This is a genomic window from Streptomyces sp. NBC_00237 (assembly GCF_026342435.1).
Taxonomy (GTDB): Bacteria; Actinomycetota; Actinomycetes; order Streptomycetales; family Streptomycetaceae; genus Streptomyces.
The window spans coordinates 2420470-2440836 of record NZ_JAPEMT010000002.1 but is presented as its reverse complement, the minus strand read 5'-3'; the positions used below and the strand labels follow the sequence as shown (position 1 = coordinate 2440836).

Genomic DNA, 20367 nt, shown 5'->3' with positions numbered 1-20367 from the left:
TGTTCGCGAGGGGTGGGTCTCCTACGCGAAAGGGGCGGGTCTCCATGGCCGCCAAGCCCACTGTTGTCCTGGTGCACGGCTTCTGGGGCGGGGCCGCCCACTGGTCGAAGGTCATCGTCGAACTGAACCGGCGGGGCTTCACCGACCTCCACGCCGTCGAGAACCCGCTGACCTCGCTCGCGGACGACGCGGCGCGCACCCAGCAGATGGTGAAGCAGGTCGAAGGCCCCGTGCTGCTGGTCGGCCACTCCTACGGGGGTGCGGTGATCACCGAGGCCGGGGACCTGCCGAACGTCGCGGGTCTCGTCTACGTCGCGGCCTTCGCCCCGGACGCGGGCGAGAGCCCCGGGCAGATCAGCCAGGAGAATCCGCCCGCCGCGTTCGAGAACATCGCGCCGGACTCCGACGGCTACCTCTGGGTCAGGCAGGAGAAGTTCCACGAGAGCTTCTGCCAGGACCTGACGCCGGAGGAGGGGCTGGTCATGGGCGTGACCCAGAAGGCGCCCCTGGGCTCCACCTTCGGCGACAACGTGACGTCCCCGGCCTGGCGGAAGAAGCCGACCTGGTACCAGGTGTCCGCCCAGGACCGCATGATCCACCCGGACAACGAGCGCCGCATGGCGCAGCGGATGGAGCCCCGCAAGACCGTCGAACTCGACGCGAGCCACGCCTCGTTGGCCTCGCAGCCGGGTCCGGTCACCGACCTCATCGAGGCGGCGGCGAACGAACTCGGTTGAGTCGGCGGCCCGTTGGCGCTGTTGCCCGTACGACGAGAAGTCCCGCCCCCGGTCAGGGCCGGGGGCGGGACTTCTGTGGGACGGTGTGACGGTGCGTCAGATACCCGCCGCCGAAGACAGGTCGCGCTTGATGGCGGCCAAGGTCTCGGCCGCCCGGGCGCGGGCCGCCGGGAGGGCGGAGACGTCCGCGACCGGGACCACGACCTCCAGGTAGCACTTGAGCTTCGGCTCGGTGCCGGACGGGCGGACGATCACCCGGGCGCCGGTGAGGCGGTAGCGCAGCCCGTCCGTCGGGGGAAGGGTGGCCGTGCCCTGCGTCAGGTCCTCGGCGGAGGTCACGGGCAGGCCCGCGAGCTGGGTCGGAGGAGTGGCTCGCAGCCGGGCCATCGCGTTGGCGATGATGCTCAAGTCCTCCACGCGGACCGAGAGTTGGTCGGTGGCGTGCAGGCCGTGGGTGACGGCCAGCTCGTCGAGGAGGTCGAGGAGGGTGCGGCCCTCTTCCTTCAGCTCGGAGGCGAGTTCCGTGATGGCGAGGGCGGCGGTGATGCCGTCCTTGTCGCGGACTCCGGCCGGGTCGACGCAGTAGCCGAGCGCTTCCTCGTACCCGTAACGGATGTTCTCGACGCGGGCGATCCACTTGAAGCCGGTCAGGGTCTCCTCGTACCCGATGCCCGCCTTCTCGGCGATCCGTCCGAGCAGCGAGGACGAGACGATCGACTCGGCGAAGACGGCGTCAGGCCCCGCTGTGCCCTTGCGGACGATGTGCGCGGCGAGCAGCGCGCCGACCTCGTCGCCGCGCAGCATGCGCCAGTCGCCCTCGTACGGGACCGCCACCGCGCAGCGGTCGGCGTCCGGGTCGTTGGCGATGACGAGATCGGGGTTCGTACGGCGGGCCATCGCGAAGGACAGGTCCATCGCGCCGGGCTCTTCGGGGTTCGGGAAGGCGACGGTCGGGAAGTCGGGGTCGGGCTCGGCCTGCTCCGCGACGAGGACGGGCTCCGGGAAGCCCGCGCGGGCGAAGGCGGCGAGGAGGACGTCCTTGCCGACGCCGTGCATGGCCGTGTAGACGGTGCGGGCGGTGCGGGGGGAGCCGGGCGTCAGGACCGCGTCCGTGCGCGCCAGGTACGCCTCCAGCACCTCCTCGTCCAGGACCAGCCAGCCGTCGTCGGGGCGCGGCACGTCGTTCAGGGACTCGACCGCGTCGATCTCGGCGGCGATGTCGATGTCCGCCGGGGGAACGATCTGGGACCCGTCCCCGAGATACACCTTGTACCCGTTGTCACGCGGCGGATTGTGACTCGCCGTCACTTCCACTCCCGCCACCGCGCCCAAGTGCCTTATGGCGAAGGCCAGTACGGGGGTGGGAAGGGGCCGGGGCAGCAGTACGGCACGCAGACCGGCCCCCGTCATCACGGCCGCCGTGTCACGCGCGAAGTCGGCGGACTTGTACCGGGCGTCGTAGCCGATGACGACGAGGTCGTCGGTGGAGCGGGGGTGCGCGGGCTGCTTCTTCAGGTACGAGGCGAGACCGGCGGCGGCGCGGATGACGACGGAGCGGTTCATGCGCATGGGACCCGCGCCCAGCTCGCCCCTCAGCCCGGCGGTGCCGAACTGGAGGGTTCCGGAGAAGCGGTCCGCGAGCTCTTCCGTGGCCCGGGTGTCGATGAGCTTGGCGAGCTCGTCGCGGGTCTCGGGGTCGGGGTCCTCGGCGAGCCAGGCGCTGGCACGGGCGAGGAGGTCCTGGGTGGTGTCCTGGGGCACTGGTTCGCCTTTCGGGGGATACGAGGTTGGGGCGGGGCCTCGGTGCGGTGTGAGGCCGGTACCCGGGCTGGCCGGGACGGAACCGGGGCGGGGCGGGAGCGAGGGGGCCGCCCCCTTGCCCACCCGTCCCGCCCCCGGGGGGCGGCCCCGCTGCCCAAGGGGGCTAGGCGGAGGCACCCAGGGGCGCGGGGAACTGCGCGGCCAGCCACGACGGGCCCGCACGTGCGAACCCACCCACACCGCCCCGCCCCCGCGAGATCCGCTAGATCCGCTCCAGCACCCGCGCCAGCAGGCTCCCCATCCGAGCCGCCGAGTCACGACCGGCCTGGAGCACCTCCTCGTGGTTCAGCGGCTCACCGGACAGACCGGCGGCGAGGTTGGTGACCAGCGAGATGCCGAGCACCTCCGCCCCCGCCTCGCGCGCCGCGATGGCCTCCAGCACCGTGGACATGCCGACCAGGTCACCGCCCATGACCCGGACCATGTTGATCTCGGCCGGAGTCTCGTAGTGCGGGCCGGGGAACTGGACGTAGACACCCTCCTCCAGCGTCTCGTCCACCTCCTTGCACAGCGCACGCAGTCGCGGCGAGTACAGGTCCGTCAGGTCCACGAAGTTCGCACCGATGATCGGCGAGGTGGCCGTGAGGTTCAGGTGGTCGCTGATCAGGACGGGCTGCCCGGGGCGCATGCCCTCGCGCAGACCGCCGCAGCCGTTGGTCAGGATGATCGTCTTGCAGCCCGCGGCGACGGCGGTGCGGACGCCGTGCGCGACCGCGGCCACGCCCCGGCCCTCGTAGAAGTGGGTCCGGCCGAGGAAGACCAGTACCCGCTTCTCGCCGATCTTGTACGAGCGGATCTTGCCGCCGTGGCCGACGACGGCGGCCGGCGGGAAGCCGGGCAGCTCGGTCACGAGGAATTCGTTCTCGGGCTCACCGAGGGCGTCGACCGCGGGGGCCCAGCCGGAGCCCATCACGAGGGCGACGTCATGGGAGTCGGCGCCGGTGAGCTCGCGCAGGCGCGCGGCCGCGGCGTCGGCGGCGGCGTGGGGGTCCGAAATAACAGATGCGTTCACGCGGAAGAGGGTAGCCGCTCCAGCCCTACGCGCGTAGATGTCGCGGCGGACGGCAACCCGATTGTTGCGTTGGACTTTCTTACGAAAGCCCCGCCCGAGCAGCCCGCGCCCCTAACAGGGACGCTTCCGCAGCTCCATCACGTAGTCGTGCGGCGCCCCCGCCGACTCGGCCGCGTCCGCGATCTCACCCAGGTACCGGGCGGACGGCAGCCCGCCCTCGTACCCGTTCAGCACGTACATCCAGGTGGCTTCCTCGCCGTCCAGGGTGTGCACGCGGACCCGCATCCGGCGGTAGATGTCCAGGCCGACGCCCTCCCACCGGTCCATGGAGTCCTCGTCCATCGGTGCGATGTCGTACAGGGCGACGAAGACCTGCGAGCGCGGGGCCTCGACCACCGTGGCGAGCGAGCCCTCCCAGCCCATCTGCTCACCGCCGAAGGTCAGTCTCCAGTCGTTGAGCCAGCCCGTGCCGCGCAGCGGCGAGTGCGGGGCGCGGCGGGACATCAGCCGCGCGTCGAGGTTGCCGGCGTACGCGGCGTAGAGCGACATGGCTCCGAGGGTACGGGAGGGCCGCCGATCCCGTACGGACAGAAGCGATCTCGTACCGGAAGAGGTGAGGGCGCCCGGGAGAAGGCGTTACAACGCCCGGCCGGCCCCCCGAGTTCCCGTATGGAGGGCCCCGGGGCGAAGCCCCCGCCCGGGTGCGGGACAATGAAGTACGTACTGCACTCCTCCGGGGCGATCCCCCGGGACCCCGGCCGGGGCAGGCAGGACGGGCCGGGCGGAGTCGCGGCGCACTCACGTGACACCAAGTGACACCCAGTGACACCCAGACTCAAGCTCAAGCGAACGCGAGGCGGACTTTTCGTGACCCGGATCGTGATCATCGGCGGCGGACCCGGCGGGTACGAGGCGGCCCTGGTGGGCACCCAGCTCGGCGCAGAGGTGACCGTCGTCGACTGCGACGGACTCGGCGGGGCGTCGGTGCTGACCGACTGCGTGCCTTCCAAGACCCTGATCGCCACGGCCGAGGTGATGACGACCTTCGACTCCTCGTACGAGGAGCTGGGCATCCTCGTGGCCGACGACACCCCGCCGGAGGAACAGGCCGCGCGGGTGGTCGGAGTGGACCTCGGCAAGGTCAACCGCCGGGTGAAGCGGCTCGCGCTCGCGCAGTCGCACGACATCGCCGCCTCCGTGACCCGTGCGGGCGCGCGGGTCATGCGGGGGCGCGGCCGGCTGGAGGGCCAGCAGGCCATGGACGGCTCGCGGACCGTCGTCGTCACCTCGGCGGACGGTACGGAGCAGCGGCTGACGGCCGACGCCGTACTGATCGCGACCGGTGGGCACCCCCGCGAGATCCCGGACGCGCTGCCCGACGGCGAGCGCATCCTCAACTGGACGCAGGTGTACGACCTCGACGAGCTCCCGGAGGAGCTGATCGTGGTCGGCTCCGGTGTGACCGGTGCCGAGTTCGCCGGTGCGTACCAGGCGCTCGGCTCCCGCGTCACCCTCGTCTCCTCGCGCGACCGCGTGCTGCCGGGCGAGGACCCGGACGCGGCGGCCGTACTGGAGGACGTCTTCCGCCGGCGCGGCATGAACGTCATGGCCCGCTCCCGCGCCGCCTCCGCCAAGCGCGTCGGCGACCGTGTGGAGGTCACCCTGGCCGACGGCCGCGTCATCTCCGGCTCGCACTGTCTGATGGCCGTCGGCGCCATCCCCAACTCCGCGGGCATGGGCCTGGAGGAGGCCGGGGTCAAGGTCAAGGACAGCGGTCACATCTGGACCGACCGGGTCTCGCGAACCTCCGCCCCCGGCGTGTACGCGGCCGGAGACGTCACCGGCGTCTTCGCCCTCGCCTCGGTCGCGGCGATGCAGGGACGTATCGCCATGTACCACTTCCTCGGTGACGCGGTCGCTCCGCTGGACCTCAAGACGGTCTCCTCGAACGTCTTCACCGACCCCGAGATCGCCACCGTCGGCTACACGCAGGCGGACGTGGACGCGGGCCGCATCGACGCGCGCGGCGTCAAGCTGCCGCTGCTGCGCAACCCGCGCGCCAAGATGCAGGGCATCCGGGACGGCTTCGTGAAGCTGTTCTGCCGCCCGGGTACGGGGATCGTGGTGGGCGGCGTCGTCGTCGCCCCCCGTGCGAGCGAACTCATCCACCCGATCTCGATCGCCGTCGACAACAGTCTGACGGTCGAACAGATCGCAAAGGCGTTCACCGTCTACCCGTCCCTCTCCGGCTCCCTCGCGGAGGTCGCGCGTCAGCTGCACACGCGCAAGACGGGCGACAACTGACCGTTTCGTACGGGGAGTTACGCGGAGTTCCGCGAAGTGGGGTGCGGCCGGAGCCTGTTCCGGACGCACCCCACAGTCGTGCCGAAACCCCTATACCACCTTCGGTCACCGTTTGCGACCAACTTCTGTTATTCGGCGCAAACTGCTGAAAACTATCGGCCGGTCAGGTTACTGTCAGTTTCGTGTTCGCTGCAGAACGTCGTCAATTGATCCTCGAAATGGTGCGGGCCAACGGGGCGGTTTCGCTCCGTGAGCTCGCCCGCGTCGTCCAGACCTCCGAAGTGACCGTACGGCGGGACGTGCGGGCGCTGGAGGCAGAAGGACTCCTCGACCGCCGGCACGGCGGTGCGGTACTGCCGGGCGGGTTCACCCGCGAGTCCGGCTTTCCGCAGAAATCCCACCTCGCGACCGCGGAGAAGACGGCCATCGCCGACCTCGCCGCGGGACTCGTGGAGGAGGGGGAGGCCATCGTCGTCGGCGCCGGTACGACCACGCAGGAGCTGGCGAGACGCCTGGCCCGGGTTCCCGGGCTGACCGTCGTCACCAACTCCCTGCTGGTCGCCCAGGCGTTGGCGCACGCCAACCGTGTCGAAGTCGTCATGACCGGTGGGACCTTGCGGGGTTCCAACTACGCGCTGGTCGGGAGCGGTGCCGAGCAGTCCCTCCAGGGGCTGCGGGTGTCCCGTGCCTTCCTGTCCGGCAGTGGCCTGACCGCCGAACGCGGCCTGTCCACCTCCAACATGCTCTCGGCGAGCGTCGACCGGGCCCTGGTGCAGGCGGCGGCGGAGGTGGTGGTCCTCGCCGACCACACCAAGCTCGGTACCGACACCATGTTCCAGACGGTGCCGACCGACGTGATCACGCGGCTGGTGACCGACGAGCCGCCGCCCCACGACGATCGCGCGGGTACGGAGTTGCAGGCGCTCGCCGACCAGGGCGTACAGATCGCCGTCGCGGGCACGGGCGGTGCGGGGGCGTCCGGACCGGGGGGTGATGGCGTCCCGACGGGCCGTCAGCAGCCTCGTCGGGACATGCCGTTGCCCGGTCAGCGCAGGTCGCACCCGGGTGCGCCCGGTTCGCCGTTGCGCAGTGCGGGAGCGCTCGCGGAGCAGCAGGCGCAGGCGGCGGGGGAGCGGGCGCGGGTGGCCGATATGCGTCGGCGTTAGCTTTCTGGGGTTCCTTCGGTGCGGGGTCGCAGGCCCCGTACCGCCAGGGACAGGAGCCGGTCGGCCAACTCCGGGTCACCCGGAGACTGTTCGGCGGCGAGCGCGATCGCGTTCGTCAGCTGCATCAGGTCCCGGATGGGCACGTCCGGGCGTACGGCTCCGGACTGCTGGGCCCGTACGAGGAGGGTCGTGCCTGCTTCCCGCATGGGGTTGGAGCAGGACGTGAGGGCCGATGCCGGGCCGCCCGTGTCGCCGTCCGTTCCGGAGGCGGACATGAGGGCTCGGGCCAGGCCCCGGTACTCACCCGCATGAGTGATGATGGCGCGCAGCCAGCTGACGAGGGCCTCGCAGGGGGCTTCCGCGTCCGCCAACTCGTGCGCGCGGGCGAGGAGTTCATCCACGGCTCCCTGGAAGACCGCGCTCATCAGGGCGTGCCGGGTGGGGAAGTGGCGGTACAGCGTGCCGATGCCGACTCCGGCCTGCCGGGCGACCTCTTCGAGTGACGCGTCCGTGCCGTGCTCGGCGAATGCGGTGCGGGCTTCGGAGAGGAGCTTCTCGTAGTTCCGGCGGGCGTCGGCGCGCATGGGGCGGGATCTTTGGTGGGGGGTGGTGGGGGGACTGGTCGCCATGGCGTCCAGCATGCCATTGAGGGGTGGCGGGTGGGTGGTTGGTGTCACTGCCCGGGGGCTCCGCCCTGGACCCCCGCCCGCCTCCGGCGCGTTGAGTCCTCCCCGCCCCTTCACCTCAAGCGATCGCCGCGCGGCTGGTCTCGGGTCTGCGCGGGTCTCGTCGTGGCTGGGCGCGCCCACGTTGCGGAGCCGCACATCGATACAGCCCCGCGCCCCTGGAGGGAGGGCTGCTCCGCAGCCTCTCCCTCCTCTCGCTTCGGGGGTCAGTCCTTGATTTCGCAGATCTGGGCGCCGGAGGTGACCGAGGCGCCGACTTCGGCGGCCAGGCCCTTGACGGTGCCCGCCCGGTGGGCGTTGAGGGGCTGTTCCATCTTCATGGCCTCCAGGACCACGATCAGGTCGCCCTCGTTGACCTGCTGGCCCTCCTCGACCGCGACCTTCACGATGGTGCCCTGCATCGGCGAGGCGAGGGTGTCGCCGGACGCGGCGGAGCCCGCCTTCTTCGCGGCCCGCCGCTTCGGCTTGGCACCGGCGGCCAGCCCGGTACGGGCCAGCGTCATGCCCAGCGACGACGGCAGGGAGACCTCCAGACGCTTGCCGCCGACCTCCACGACGATCGTCTCGCGGCCCGACTCGTCCTCGTCACCCTCACCACCGGGCACGGTGAACGCGGGGATGGTGTTGGCGAACTCCGTCTCGATCCACCGGGTGTGCACGGTGAACGGGTCAGCGGTGAACGCCGGGTCCACCACCACCGCACGGTGGAAGGGAATCGCGGTGGCCATGCCCTCCACCTGGAACTCCTCCAGCGCCCGCGCCGCCCGCTGCAGGGCCTGCTCACGGGTCGCCCCCGTCACGATCAGCTTCGCCAGCAGGGAGTCCCAGGCGGGGCCGATGACCGAGCCCGACTCCACCCCCGCGTCCAGCCGCACCCCGGGACCCGACGGCGGAGCGAAACGGGTGACCGTACCCGGAGCGGGCAGGAAACCCCGGCCCGGGTCCTCACCGTTGATACGGAACTCGAAGGAGTGCCCGCGCACCGGCGGATCCGTGTAGCCCAGAGCCTCACCGTCAGCGATCCGGAACATCTCCCGCACCAGATCGATCCCGGACACCTCCTCGGTCACCGGGTGCTCCACCTGGAGGCGGGTGTTGACCTCCAGGAAGGAGATCGTGCCGTCCGCCCCGACCAGGAACTCCACCGTGCCCGCGCCGACATAACCCGCCTCGCGCAGGATCGCCTTGGACGACGCGTACAGCTCCGCGTTCTGTTCCTCGGTCAAAAACGGAGCCGGGGCCTCCTCCACCAGCTTCTGATGGCGGCGCTGGAGCGAGCAGTCACGGGTCGAGACCACCACCACATTGCCGTGCGTATCGGCCAGGCACTGGGTCTCCACATGCCGCGGCTTGTCCAGGTAACGCTCCACGAAGCACTCCCCGCGCCCGAACGCCGCAACCGCCTCCCGCACGGCCGAGTCATACAGCTCGGGGACCTCTTCCAGGGTGCGGGCGACCTTCAGCCCCCGCCCGCCACCACCGAACGCCGCCTTGATCGCGATCGGCAGCCCGTGCTCCTCCGCGAACGCCACCACCTCGTCCGAACCGGAGACCGGATCGGGGGTGCCCGCCACCAGCGGGGCCCCCGCACGCTGCGCGATATGCCGGGCGGCCACCTTGTCACCCAGATCACGGATGGCCTGCGGCGGCGGACCGATCCACGTCAGCCCCGCGTCCAGAACCGCCTGGGCGAACTCCGCGTTCTCCGACAGGAACCCGTACCCCGGATGCACCGCATCCGCACCCGAGTCCTTCGCGGCCTGCAGCACCTTCGCCATGTCCAGATACGACGCGGCCGGAGTGTCACCGCCCAGAGCGAACGCCTCGTCAGCCGCCCGCACATGCAGAGCATCCCGGTCCGGATCGGCGTAAACAGCCACGCTCCCGATCCCGGCATCCCGACAGGCCCGGGCAACACGGACAGCGATCTCGCCTCGGTTGGCGATGAGCACCTTGCGCACGATGGCTCCCTCCTTGTGAAACAAGCTGAGTTTAGGGACTGCCTACACGGCCCTACGACCCGTCCCCAATGGTGAGCTTGCCCACACGGAGTGTTATTCGAGGCGCGCTGGAGTCGCGAAATCCCTTGTCGTACCACGGTACGACGGGTTACCTCATCGCACAGTAACTCTGTGATGTGGCCAAGGTCTCTGTCCGGGTGGCCAGTGCGGCGAGGGGATTCTTTGTGGGGTCCCTACGAAGGTGCGGGGTGTTCTTTGCTCTACGGGGGGAGTGGCGGGCCGTCCGCCGGGGCGGGGGTGCGCTCCACCTCTTGTCGTGGGCATTACCGGTTAGTAGCCTGCGCGGCAGTCCTCGTACCGGAGTCAGTACGGCAGTTCTGTACGGAAGTGGGTGGGCGCCGTGGCGCGCAGGCCGATAGCCGCCGTGACGGCGCTCGTGCTGTTCCTGGAGGCGGTCGGCATCGTCTTCGTCAACTACGTGCTGGGGCGGGTCGTCGAGGGGCAGTCGATGTCGCTGGCGGGGCTCGACCCCGATGCCATGGCGGCGGGTGCGTGGGTGCTGGGTGGGGTGGCCGGGTTGTTCCTGGCCGTATGCGGGGTGTTCCTGCTGGTCACGGCGGTTCAGGACCGGGTGCTCGCGAGGCCCGTGCGGATTCTGTTGATCGTGTGTGCCGTGGTGCACGGGGTGCTGGGGGCGGCGTCGGTCGGGCTCGTGAGCTGGTGGGCGTTCGTCTGGATGATGGTCGTGGTGGGGCTGATCGTGCTGAGTCTGTTGATGTACGGGAAGCGGGCGGCGGGGGCGGGAGCGGGGGAGCCCGAGGGGCCCGTGGGGCCGACTCCCGCTCCCGGACTCAGGCCCACAAGTCCGTGATGGACACGTCCAGTTCGGCGAGCAGGGTGCGCAGGAGCGGGAGGGACAGGCCGATGACGTTGCCCGGGTCGCCCTCGATGCCCCGGACGAAGGGCGCGGAGCGGCCGTCCAGGGTGAACGCGCCCGCCACGTGGAGGGGTTCGCCGGTCGCGACGTAGGCGGCGATCTCCTCGTCGGAGGGGTCGGCGAAGTGGACCGTGGTGGAGGCGGTCGCCGAGGCGCGGCGGCCCGTGGCCGTGTCGATGACACAGTGACCGGTCTGGAGGACGCCGGAACGGCCCCGCATGGCCTTCCATCGGGCGGTGGCGTCCTCGGCGTCGTCCGGCTTGCCGAGGGCCTGGCCGTCGAGCTCCAGGACGGAGTCGCAGCCGATCACGAGGGCGTCCGAGGCTTCGGGGAGCGCGGCGACCGTGTCCGCCTTCGCCGTCGCCAGTACGAGGGCGAGCTCGGCCGGGGTCGGGGCGGTGAGGGCGTCCTCGTCGACGCCGCTGACGATGACCTCGGGGGCGAGGCCGGCCTGCTGGAGGAGGCCGAGGCGGGCGGGGGAGGCGGAACCGAGGACGAGGCGTCGGCGGGTGGGGGCGCTCATGGGGCCAGGGTAGCCACCCGGGGTGCTGCGAGCGGCCGGGCGGTCGCTCGCTCCGGCCGCCCCCGTCCGTCAGGGGGTATCCGTACCGGCGGCAGTCCTCAGCGGATGCCTGCCACGAACATCGCCACCACCATCGCCAGGGCAAGCAGCACTCCCGCCCTGCGCAGCATCACCTGCATGTCGCGCAGTTCCTTGGGGGGCTCGTTCTTCGGGTCGGACCACAGCATGCAATCGATACTGCGGCCGGGACGGCCGTGGCGCCTGAGTACGTGTACTCAGGCGCCACGGTGCGGAATGACTAGTTCGGCCAGTACGTCCGGCCCCACGCCGTCGGCCCCGGTCGCGGCAGCCGGTGGGCCGCCACCCTCGCCGGGTCGGACCACGCGGGGCGGGGAGCGGAGGGGCCCGGTGCCGCGGTGCCCGCCGACGCGGCGCGGGCCTGGACCACCGCCAGTGCGGCGGCCAGCTCCTCCGGGGTCGGGTTGCCCCGTACGACCTTGATCATGTCGGTCATGAGGACGGACTCCCTTGCTGGCTAGAGGGGGATGTTGCCGTGCTTCTTCGGGGGGAGGGACTCCCGCTTCGTGCGGAGCTGGCGCAGGCCGCGGACGATGTGACGGCGGGTCTCCGAGGGCATGATCACGGCGTCGACGTAGCCGCGTTCGGCCGCCACGTAGGGGTTGAGGAGGGCGTCCTCGTACTCGGAGATGAGTTGGGCGCGGGTCGCTTCCTGGTCGTCGGCGGCGGCGATCGTGCGGCGGTGCAGGATGTTGACGGCTCCCTGCGCGCCCATGACCGCGATCTGGGCGGTCGGCCAGGCCAGGTTGAGGTCCGCGCCCAGGTGCTTGGAGCCCATGACGTCGTACGCGCCGCCGAACGCCTTGCGGGTGATGACCGTGATGAGGGGGACGGTGGCCTCGGCGTACGCGTAGATGAGCTTCGCGCCTCGGCGGATGATGCCGCCGTACTCCTGGTCGACGCCCGGGAGGAAGCCGGGGACGTCCACGAAGGTCAGGACGGGCACGTTGAAGGCGTCGCAGGTGCGGACGAAGCGCGCGGCCTTCTCGGAGGCGTCGATGTCGAGGCAACCGGCGAACTGCATCGGCTGGTTGGCGACGATGCCCACCGGGTGGCCCTCGACCCGGCCGAAGCCGGTGAGGATGTTCGGCGCGAAGAGGGACTGGGTTTCGAGGAACTCGCCCTCGTCCAGGACGTGCTCGATCGCCGTGTGCATGTCGTACGGCTGGTTCGCGCTGTCCGGGATGAGCGTGTCGAGCTCGCGGTCCTCGTCCGAGGTCTCCAGGTCGGCTTCCTCGGGGAAGGCGGGGGCCTCGGAGAGGTTGTTGGAGGGGAGGTAGGAGAGGAGGGACTTGACGTACTCGATCGCGTCCTTCTCGTCGCCCGCCAGGTGGTGCGCGACGCCCGAGGTGGTGTTGTGGGTGCGTGCGCCGCCCAGTTCCTCGAAGCCGACGTCCTCGCCGGTGACGGTCTTGATGACGTCGGGACCGGTGATGAACATGTGCGAGGTCTGGTCGACCATCACCGTGAAGTCCGTGATGGCCGGGGAGTAGACCGCCCCGCCGGCGCACGGGCCGACGATGAGGCTGATCTGCGGGACGACGCCCGAGGCGTGGACGTTGCGGCGGAAGATCTCGGCGAAGAGGCCGAGGGCCGCCACGCCTTCCTGGATGCGGGCGCCGCCGCCGTCGTTGATGCCGATGACCGGGCAACCGGTCTTCAGCGCGAAGTCCATGACCTTGACGATCTTCTCGCCGTACACCTCGCCGAGCGAGCCGCCGAAGATGGTGAAGTCCTGCGAGTAGACGCAGACCGGGCGGCCGTCGACCGTTCCGTAACCGGTGACCACTCCGTCTCCGTACGGGCGGTTCTTCTCGATGCCGAAGTTGGTCGAGCGGTGCCGGGCGAACTCGTCCAGCTCCACGAACGAGCCCTCGTCCATGAGGAGTTCGATCCGCTCGCGCGCCGTCAGCTTCCCCTTGGCGTGCTGCTTCTCGACCGCGCGCTCGGAACCCGCGTGGGTGGCCTCGTCGATGCGGCGGCCGAGGTCGGCGAGCTTCCCCGCGGTGGTGTGGATGTCGAGTTCCGCGTTCGCGGTGGGGTTCGCGGTGGGGTTCTCTGCGGAGACTGCGGAGTCTGCGGGTTCTGCGGGTGAGGACACGGGGCTGCGGCTCCCTGCTTCGACTGCGTCAACGGCACGCACGGTGTCAACGGCGACGGTACGGACGGCTACTGGTCCGTAGCGTAACGGCGGGACTGCCGCTCGGCAGTGCGTCGTTTGCCACACCTACGCTGGCTTGCATGACGCCTCCCGATGCTTCAGGCAGCACCCCCGACATCCCCGAAATCCCCGAGAACCGCTGGAACGACCTCGACCGGCCGCCCCTGAACGCGACCGCCCTGCGCAGGGCACTCGTGCGCGAGGGCGGGCTGTGGACCTCCCTCGACGTCGTCGCCACGACCGGTTCGACGAACAGCGACCTCACCGCCCGCGCGGGCTCCCTCCAGGAAGGCGTCGTCCTCGTCGCCGAGGAGCAGACGCAGGGGCGGGGGCGGCTCGACCGGCGGTGGTCGGCACCGGCCCGCTCGGGGCTGTTCTTCTCGGTGTACGTCGAACCAGGGGCCGAAGTCCCCGTCGAGCGGTGGGGATGGCTGCCCCTGCTGACCGGCGTCGCGGTCGCCAGCGGCCTCTCCCGGGCCGCCGGTGTGGACACGGCACTCAAGTGGCCCAACGACCTGCTGGTGACGGTCGGCGGGGAGGAGCGCAAGGCGGGCGGCATCCTCGCGGAGCGGGTGGGGGAGGGGGTCGTGATCGGCGTCGGGCTCAACGTCTCGCTGCGCGCCGACGAGCTTCCCGTACCGGTCGCGGGTTCGCTGGCGCTGGCGGGCGCGGTCTCGGTCGACCGGGACCCGCTGCTCAGGTCCGTCCTGCGGTCGTTCGAGCAGTGGTACGGGGACTGGCGCGACGCGGGCGGCGATCCGGGGACGAGCCGCCTCCAGGAGGCGTACGCGGCGGGCTGCTCGACCCTGGGCCGCACCGTACGGGCGGAACTGCCGGGCGGCCACGTACTGACGGGCGAGGCGGTGGCCGTGGACGGAGACGGCCGCCTGGTGCTGGCGACGGCGGAGGGGGTGCAGCGGCCGGTGGGCGCGGGCGACGTGGTCCACCTGAGGCCGCAGGCTTAGGAGCGCCCTTTTTTGGGGGGGGCGGGGGCTGTGTCTCTTTGCGGCTCCGCCGCGTGGACGCGCCCCATCAGGGGCGCGGGGCTGTGTCTGTTTGCGGCTCCGCCGCGCGGGCGCGACCAGCCACGACGCACCCGCACGTATGAACCCCAAGCCGCGCGGCGAGCGCTTTGGGTGAAGGGGCGGGACAGGGGACTCAACCCGCCGAAGGCGGGCCGGGGGCCCGGGGCGGAGCCCCCGGCAGCGACACCAGCCACCCCCGGCCCGCACAGCCCCCAAAAAGAACGAGTCCACTGTTCCGCCAGGGACAGGGAGTGAGCCAGCGCACATCTGCCGTATCGTTGACTCGACCCGCGACAGCCACAAAGTCGCGCGCAAGATCGACGAGGCGGCAGCAGAGCAGTGCGCAGGGAACGGGCAGGAGGCGGCAGGTGACCGTCGACGACACCACGTCCGACGGGGACACGGACCCCCACCCCTCTACTCCGGCGACTCCGGAGCCCCCCAAGCCTCCCCCCGCCTCACCGGTCTTCCACGAGGTCGACCACACGGCCGAACCCTCCGACGACCCCCTCGCCATCCGGCTGGAACAGCTGATCCTGGGGGCCGAGCGCCGCTACACCGCCTTCCAGGCGGCCCGTACGGCAGGCGTCTCCATGGACCTCGCCTCCCGCTTCTGGCGGGCCATGGGCTTCCCCGACATCGGGCAGGCCAAGGCCCTCACCGAGGCCGACGTCCTCGCCCTGCGGCGGCTCGCCGGTCTCGTCGAGGCGGGACTGCTCAGCGAGCCCATGGCGGTGCAGGTGGCGCGGTCCACCGGGCAGACCACCGCCCGGCTGGCCGAATGGCAGATCGACAGTTTCCTGGAGGGGCTGACCGAGCCGCCCGAGCCGGGGATGACGCGTACCGAGGTGACGTATCCGCTGGTGGAGCTGTTGCTCCCGGAGCTGGAGGAGTTCCTGGTGTACGTCTGGCGGCGGCAGCTCGCCGCGGCCACCGGGCGGGTCGTGCAGGCGGCGGACGACGACGAGATGGTCGACCGGCGGCTGGCCGTCGGCTTCGCGGACCTGGTCGGCTTCACCCGGCTCACGCGGCGGCTGGAGGAGGAGGAGCTCGGCGAGCTGGTCGAGGCATTCGAGACGACGTGTGCGGATCTGGTCGCGGCGCACGGGGGGCGGCTCATCAAGACGCTGGGCGACGAGGTTCTGTACTGCGCCGACGACGCGGGTACGGCGGCGGAGATCGCGCTGCGCCTGATCGAGACGCTCTCGCACGACCAGACGATGCCTGCCCTGCGGGTCGGGATCGCCTTCGGCACGGTCACGACGCGGATGGGCGATGTCTTCGGTACGACGGTGAATCTGGCGAGTCGGCTGACGTCGATAGCGCCGAAGGACACGGTCCTGGTCGACGGGGCACTCGCGGAGGAGCTGTCGCGGACGGGGGACGCTCCGGTTTCCGAGGCGGAGGCTGCGGCGGAGGCGGAGAAGGCGGCCAAGGAGGGGACGGAGTCGCCGACGTACCGGTTCGGGCTTCAGCCGATGTGGCAGAGGCCGGTGCGGGGGCTCGGGATAGTGGAGCCGTGGATGCTTGCGCGGCGGGCGAAGCCGGCTTCGGACTGACGGGAGGGGCCCCGCCCCTCCCCGCCCCTTCACCTCAAGCGCTCGCCGCGCGGCTGTCTCGGGTACGTGCGGGTGCGTGGGGGCTGGGCGCGCAGTTCCCCGCGCCCCTGAGGGCATGCTCCGCAGCCCCTGCGAGCCGGGCGGGGCACCCCTTCCTCCCTCGCGTCTCGCCCCCCTAAGATCCCTCCCGTAAACGAACGTTCACATCGGGAGGGCGGCCAGCATGGACGAGCAGCGATACGGGGAGTTCGTCGTGGTCCGGCGACACGGCGACGGCGGGTACGTCGCCGAGCTCGTCCTCGACCGGCCCAAGGCCATGAACGCCGTGTCCAGCGCGATGGCCGCGTCCATCGGCGAGGCGTGCGCCGCCCTCGCCGCCGACCCCGGCGTCCGTACGACCGTGGTCACCTCCTCGAACGACCGCGCCTTCTGCGTCGGCGCGGACCTCAAAGAGCGCAATTCGTTCAGTGACGCGGAGCTCGTCCGGCAGCGGCCCACCGCTCGTGCCGCGTACACCGGGGTGCTGGAACTGCCCATGCCGACGGTCGCGGCCGTTCACGGCTACGCGCTGGGCGGTGGGTACGAGCTGGCCCTCGCCTGTGACCTGATCGTCGCCGACGGGACCGCCGTCGTCGGCCTGCCGGAGGTCTCCGTCGGCGTCATTCCGGGCGGCGGCGGTACGCAGCTGCTGCCGCGCCGTGTCGGGGCCGCACGCGCGGCGGAGCTGGTGTTCACGGCGCGCCGGGTGGAGGCCGATGAGGCGAAGGAGCTGGGCCTCGTCGACGTACTGGCGGGAGAAGGAGATGCGAGGGGCGAGGCCCTCGCGCTGGCGGCTCGTATCGCCGCGAACTCGCCCGTCGGGCTGCGGGCCGCCAAGCGGGCGATGCGGCTCGGGCAGGGGCTCGACCTGCGGGCCGGGCTGGAGGTCGAGGACGCCGCCTGGCGGTCGGTGGCCTTCTCCGGGGACCGGGCGGAGGGCGTCGCCGCGTTCAACGAGAAGCGCAAGCCGGAGTGGCCGGGGGAGTAGCCCGCGGGCCTCCCCGGGAGAGGGAACGTACGAAACGGGCCTAATCTGTATGAATGGGTGAGGACGTTCGAGTGCGGGCCGTGGTCGCGCTGGCGCAGGCGATGGCGGCGGCACACACCCCGCGCGAGACGTGGCGGGCGGCGGCCCTGGGCGCGCGCGACGCGCTCGGCGGCAGCTTCGCCGCGCTGTCGGTGTGGGAGCGGGAGGCGGGGCGGCTCCGGGTCCTCGTCAACGAGGGGGACCGGGCCGAGGGGGAGGACGAGTTCCCGGCGGACGAGACGTATCCGGTGCATCAGTTCCCGGAGATCACGGAATTCCTGCACGAGCGGTGGGCGGGGGGCGGGGAGCCCGACGCCTGGGTCGAGACGGCGGACGACGGCGGTCCGGCGACGCCCCGTCCCGGCTACTGCCACCAGCGAGTGGCGGCCCTCCGTCGCAGAGGGCGCGGCTGCTGCGTCGTCGCCCCGATCGTGCTGCACGGGCGGGCATGGGGCGAGCTGTACGTGGCCCGGCCGCGCGGAACCCCCGTCTTCGACCGGGCGGACGCCGATTTCGCCACCGTCCTCGCCTCCGTCATCGCCGCCGGGATCGTCCAGACGGAGCGGCTGGAGGAGGTGCGGACGCTCGCCTTCACCGATCCGCTGACGGGGCTGGCGAATCGGCGGGCCGTCGACATACGGCTGGACGAGGCGCTGGAGGAGCACCGGGCGTCCGGGGCGCAGGCCGTGGTGAGTCTGGTCGTCTGCGACCTGAACGGGCTCAAGCAGGTCAATGACACGCACGGGCACGAGGTCGGCGACCGGCTGCTGGAACGTTTCGGGTGCGTGCTGTCGCGGTGCGGAGCGATGCTGCCGGGGGCGCTCGCCGCGCGGCTGGGCGGGGACGAGTTCTGTCTGTTGTCGGTGGGGCCGACGGCCGACGAGGTGGTGCGCGTGGCGGAGGAACTGTGCGTACGGGCAGCGGAGTTGGAGCACGGGGACGGCGTGGCCTGCGGGGTCGCCTCGACCGGTGATCCGATCGGGCCCGTCACCTCCGCCCGCCGCCTCTTCCGGCTGGCCGACGCGGCCCAGTACCGCGCGAAGGCGGCCCGCTCGCTGAAGCCGGTGGTGGCGGGGCGGGACGGAGAGGTGGTCGCGCTCGCGGAGTCGGAACGCGGGGAGCGGGAGGGGCGGGGGGAGCGGAGACGATTCCGGGGAGCGAGGGCGGAGCGGCCCCGGCCCGGGGAGTAGCCCGTTCTCCGGCCGGTCCGGCCGGTCCGGCCGTGGCCCGGTGGGCAGGCCGTGGCCGGTGGGCAGGCCGGTCCCGAAGCGGTGCGGAATCCGCGCCCCTCGACGGCCGTATGACGGACCTTTCCGCGTGCCATGACGAACCCGTGACGGCGGTCCCGCTCCCGGGACCGGCCCGGTTCCGTGGTGGTCATGGACGAGAACACGCACCACACGACCGGCCGCGCAGGCACCCGCACCAGCGGCGGGATCACGTACCTCGCCACCTACGCGGTGGCCGGTCTCGCCCTGGCCGGGCTCGCCGCCTGCGCGGTGGACACCGTCACGCACCACGGGCCCCCAACACAGGGCAAGAGCGCGGGAGCGAGCACCACGGCCGATCCGGCCCTGCCCGCCCCCACGGTGGACATGGCCATGGTCCGGGAGTCCGAAGACCCCGGGCGGACCGTGAACCTCACCCTGGACGACGGCCCGGACCCCCGCTGGACCCCGAAGGCACTGGAACTCCTGAAGCGGTACGGAGCCAAGGCCGTGTTCTGCATGACAGGGCCCAACGCCGCCGCCCACCCCGACCTGGTCAAGCAGGTCGTCGCCGCAGGACACCGCCTCTGCGACCACTCCGTGCACCACGACACCGCGATGGACAAGAAGCCCGTCGCGTACCAGGAGAAGGAGATACTCGACGCCAAACGCATGATCGACGAAGCTTCGGGCGGGGAGAAGATCTGGTTCTACCGTGCGCCGGGCGGTGCCTTCACCCCCCAGAGCCGGCAGATAGCGGCGGCCCACGGCATGCGCAGCCTCGGCTGGAACGTCGACCCCAACGACTTCGCGCGCCCCGGCACGGAGGCCATCGTGTCGGCGGTCAAGGCCCAGCTCTCCTCGGGCCCGACGGTCCTCCTGCACGACGGCGGCGGCAACCGGTCCCAGACGATGGACGCCCTGGAACGGCTGCTGCCCTGGTTCGAGGAGCAGGGGTACGCCTTCAGCTTCCCCAAAGGGTGAGACCTCGGTGCCCCGGTGCCGCCGCGTCCTGGTGCCTCGAAGCCGCCGCGCAAGGCTCACCCGGCACACCCCCGGTGATCGCACCGAACGCGCTCCGGAAACTTCCTCCGGCGGCCTCGCGGGAGCCCCCTTCCCGGCCGTCCTTCGTGGCGGGGAAGCCGTACGGGACCTCGGGCGGGGGCCCGGTCACCTCTGCCGCGCGCGGAGCCGCCAAGGGCTCACCCCCGGCTTCCTCCACCCTCCCCCCAGGCGCCTCCGACCTGGGCTTTCCCGGCCCTCACTCGTAAAATTGTCCCCACCGAACACCGCACCTGGGGGCCCGAGTTGGACCGTTCCATCCGTACCGTCGACGACGTCATGCACCTCCTCGACGGCCTCTTCGCGCCGGAGGCCGACCGCTGGACCGACACCGCGTCCGACTGGTGGGACGGCTTCTACGCGGACCGTGACAGGCCCGTTCCCTTCTTCGTCTCCAAGCCCGACGAGAACCTCGTCTCCTACCTGGAACGCGGAATGCTGCGACCCGATGGCCGCGCCCTCGACCTCGGGTGCGGGCCCGGACGCAACGCCCTCCATCTCGCCGCCGCCGGTTACGAGGTGGACGCCGTCGACCTCTCCCCGACGGCTGTCGCCTGGGCCGGGGAACGGGCCGCCGAGGCCGCCCCCGAGGTCCGGGGCCGTCTCCGGTTCCGGCAGGGTGACGTCTTCGCGCTCGCTGCGGACGCGTTGCCGGGACCGTACGACCTCATCCACGACTCCGGCTGCTTCCACCACCTCCCGCCGCACCGCCGCATCGGCTACCTCGCCCTGATCGGGCGGCTCCTCGCGCCCGGCGGGCACTTCTCGCTCGCCTGTTTCGCGGCGGGGGAGGACGGGATGGGGTGCGAGATCCCGGACGGGGAGCTGTACGGGGCTGCGGCCCCGCAGCTGCACGGGGGGCTCGCGTACACCTCGGAGTCCCTGCGCCGGATCTTCTCCTCCCTCGACGAGGTCGAACTCCGGCGCATGCGCGACGAGTCGGCCGCGTCCGACCGGTTCGGGGAGCCGTTCCTCTGGGCGGGACTGTTCCGTCGGCACCACTGCTGAGAGGAACGGGTGCCAGCCCCAGGCGTCCGAGCAGCTGCGTACGAGGGCGGGGC

At 71.6% G+C, this 20367-nt stretch carries 19 protein-coding genes; 10 read left to right on the top strand and 9 right to left on the bottom strand.

From position 1 onward, the window contains the following. The first annotated feature begins 44 nt into the window (after positions 1–44). Positions 45–737: an alpha/beta hydrolase gene (locus tag OG897_RS24555; RefSeq protein ID WP_266659363.1), complete on the top strand. Its 693-nt coding sequence runs from the start codon at positions 45–47 to the stop codon at positions 735–737. A 96-nt stretch (positions 738–833) separates the two neighbouring features. On the opposite strand, the gene OG897_RS24550 is transcribed toward OG897_RS24555, so the two are convergent. The 3 genes from OG897_RS24550 to OG897_RS24540 all read right to left on the bottom strand — a co-directional run bounded on the left by OG897_RS24550 (position 834) and on the right by OG897_RS24540 (position 4119). After that, the gene (locus OG897_RS24550; RefSeq protein ID WP_266659362.1) at positions 834–2498 is read right to left on the bottom strand and encodes a phospho-sugar mutase; all 1665 of its coding nucleotides are present in this window, start codon (positions 2496–2498) and stop codon (positions 834–836) included. A gap of 262 nt (positions 2499–2760) precedes the next feature. Further along, a complete protein-coding gene (locus OG897_RS24545; protein ID WP_266659361.1) occupies positions 2761–3570 on the bottom strand; it encodes a purine-nucleoside phosphorylase in 810 nt (269 codons plus the stop codon). Positions 3571–3681: 111 nt separating this feature from the next. Beyond that, positions 3682–4119: a gamma-glutamylcyclotransferase gene (locus OG897_RS24540; protein ID WP_266659360.1), complete on the bottom strand. Its 438-nt coding sequence runs from the start codon at positions 4117–4119 to the stop codon at positions 3682–3684. Positions 4120–4437: 318 nt separating this feature from the next. Between OG897_RS24540 and OG897_RS24535 the strand changes: the two genes are divergently transcribed. Next, a complete protein-coding gene (locus OG897_RS24535; RefSeq protein ID WP_266659359.1) occupies positions 4438–5874 on the top strand; it encodes an NAD(P)H-quinone dehydrogenase in 1437 nt (478 codons plus the stop codon). A 182-nt stretch (positions 5875–6056) separates the two neighbouring features. Further along, on the top strand, positions 6057–7040 hold the full coding sequence (locus OG897_RS24530; protein ID WP_266659358.1) for a DeoR/GlpR family DNA-binding transcription regulator: 984 nt from the start codon (positions 6057–6059) through the stop codon (positions 7038–7040). Here OG897_RS24530 and OG897_RS24525 read toward each other — a convergent pair. Together OG897_RS24525 and OG897_RS24520 are read right to left on the bottom strand one after the other, a co-directional pair. Further along, positions 7037–7669: a TetR/AcrR family transcriptional regulator gene (locus tag OG897_RS24525; protein ID WP_266659357.1), complete on the bottom strand. Its 633-nt coding sequence runs from the start codon at positions 7667–7669 to the stop codon at positions 7037–7039. The two genes, OG897_RS24530 and OG897_RS24525, sit on opposite strands and share 4 nt — an antisense overlap. 263 nt (positions 7670–7932) lie before the next feature. Further along, positions 7933–9687 carry a biotin carboxylase N-terminal domain-containing protein gene (locus OG897_RS24520; RefSeq protein WP_266657889.1) on the bottom strand — a complete coding sequence of 585 codons (1755 nt, stop codon included), beginning with the start codon at positions 9685–9687 and terminating at the stop codon, positions 7933–7935. A gap of 391 nt (positions 9688–10078) precedes the next feature. Between OG897_RS24520 and OG897_RS24515 the strand changes: the two genes are divergently transcribed. Next, complete coding sequence (locus OG897_RS24515) at positions 10079–10558, top strand: hypothetical protein (RefSeq protein ID WP_266659356.1); 480 nt, start codon at positions 10079–10081, stop codon at positions 10556–10558. Here the strand turns inward: OG897_RS24515 and OG897_RS24510 are convergent. From OG897_RS24510 to OG897_RS24495, 4 genes are all read right to left on the bottom strand, one after another. Beyond that, entirely contained in the window at positions 10539–11147 is a 609-nt protein-coding gene (locus OG897_RS24510; RefSeq protein WP_266659355.1) for a nucleoside triphosphate pyrophosphatase, read from the bottom strand. The genes OG897_RS24515 and OG897_RS24510 overlap by 20 nt on opposite strands. Before the next feature lie 98 nt (positions 11148–11245). Next, positions 11246–11374, bottom strand: a complete 129-nt coding sequence (gene mmpB / locus OG897_RS24505; RefSeq protein ID WP_266659354.1) for a morphogenic membrane protein MmpB — start codon at positions 11372–11374, stop codon at positions 11246–11248. Between the two features lie 71 nt (positions 11375–11445). Then, entirely contained in the window at positions 11446–11661 is a 216-nt protein-coding gene (locus tag OG897_RS24500) for an acyl-CoA carboxylase epsilon subunit (RefSeq protein WP_266659353.1), read from the bottom strand. Positions 11662–11682: 21 nt separating this feature from the next. After that, positions 11683–13242, bottom strand: a complete 1560-nt coding sequence (locus tag OG897_RS24495; RefSeq protein ID WP_266660457.1) for an acyl-CoA carboxylase subunit beta — start codon at positions 13240–13242, stop codon at positions 11683–11685. Positions 13243–13466: 224 nt separating this feature from the next. On the opposite strand from OG897_RS24495, the gene OG897_RS24490 reads away from it, so the two are divergent. The 6 genes from OG897_RS24490 (at position 13467) to OG897_RS24465 (ending at position 20314) form a co-directional block, all read left to right on the top strand. Next, on the top strand, positions 13467–14351 hold the full coding sequence (locus tag OG897_RS24490) for a biotin--[acetyl-CoA-carboxylase] ligase (protein WP_266659352.1): 885 nt from the start codon (positions 13467–13469) through the stop codon (positions 14349–14351). A gap of 428 nt (positions 14352–14779) precedes the next feature. Continuing rightward, positions 14780–15970 (top strand): adenylate/guanylate cyclase domain-containing protein, encoded by a 1191-nt coding sequence (locus OG897_RS24485; RefSeq protein WP_266659351.1) that lies wholly within the window; start codon positions 14780–14782, stop codon positions 15968–15970. 223 nt (positions 15971–16193) lie between these two features. Beyond that, positions 16194–16997: an enoyl-CoA hydratase/isomerase family protein gene (locus OG897_RS24480; protein WP_266659350.1), complete on the top strand. Its 804-nt coding sequence runs from the start codon at positions 16194–16196 to the stop codon at positions 16995–16997. Positions 16998–17050: 53 nt separating this feature from the next. Continuing rightward, positions 17051–18226 carry a diguanylate cyclase gene (locus OG897_RS24475; RefSeq protein ID WP_266659349.1) on the top strand — a complete coding sequence of 392 codons (1176 nt, stop codon included), beginning with the start codon at positions 17051–17053 and terminating at the stop codon, positions 18224–18226. Positions 18227–18415: 189 nt separating this feature from the next. Beyond that, positions 18416–19228 carry a polysaccharide deacetylase family protein gene (locus tag OG897_RS24470; RefSeq protein ID WP_266659348.1) on the top strand — a complete coding sequence of 271 codons (813 nt, stop codon included), beginning with the start codon at positions 18416–18418 and terminating at the stop codon, positions 19226–19228. 324 nt (positions 19229–19552) lie between these two features. Continuing rightward, complete coding sequence (locus OG897_RS24465; protein ID WP_266659347.1) at positions 19553–20314, top strand: class I SAM-dependent methyltransferase; 762 nt, start codon at positions 19553–19555, stop codon at positions 20312–20314. Positions 20315–20367: the final 53 nt, after the last annotated feature.

Bases quoted from the DNA above. Each gene is read 5' to 3' on its own strand.
- OG897_RS24500 (WP_266659353.1), bottom strand. From the start codon at position 11,661: ATGACCGACATGATCAAGGTCGTACGGGGCAACCCGACCCCGGAGGAG.
- OG897_RS24510 (WP_266659355.1), bottom strand. From the start codon at position 11,147: ATGAGCGCCCCCACCCGCCGACGCCTCGTCCTCGGTTCCGCCTCCCCC.
- OG897_RS24490 (WP_266659352.1), top strand. From the start codon at position 13,467: ATGACGCCTCCCGATGCTTCAGGCAGCACCCCCGACATCCCCGAAATC.
- OG897_RS24540 (WP_266659360.1), bottom strand. From the start codon at position 4,119: ATGTCGCTCTACGCCGCGTACGCCGGCAACCTCGACGCGCGGCTGATG.
- OG897_RS24480 (WP_266659350.1), top strand. From the start codon at position 16,194: ATGGACGAGCAGCGATACGGGGAGTTCGTCGTGGTCCGGCGACACGGC.
- mmpB (WP_266659354.1), bottom strand. From the start codon at position 11,374: ATGCTGTGGTCCGACCCGAAGAACGAGCCCCCCAAGGAACTGCGCGAC.
- OG897_RS24525 (WP_266659357.1), bottom strand. From the start codon at position 7,669: ATGGCGACCAGTCCCCCCACCACCCCCCACCAAAGATCCCGCCCCATG.
- OG897_RS24475 (WP_266659349.1), top strand. From the start codon at position 17,051: ATGGGTGAGGACGTTCGAGTGCGGGCCGTGGTCGCGCTGGCGCAGGCG.
- OG897_RS24470 (WP_266659348.1), top strand. From the start codon at position 18,416: ATGGACGAGAACACGCACCACACGACCGGCCGCGCAGGCACCCGCACC.
- OG897_RS24555 (WP_266659363.1), top strand. From the start codon at position 45: ATGGCCGCCAAGCCCACTGTTGTCCTGGTGCACGGCTTCTGGGGCGGG.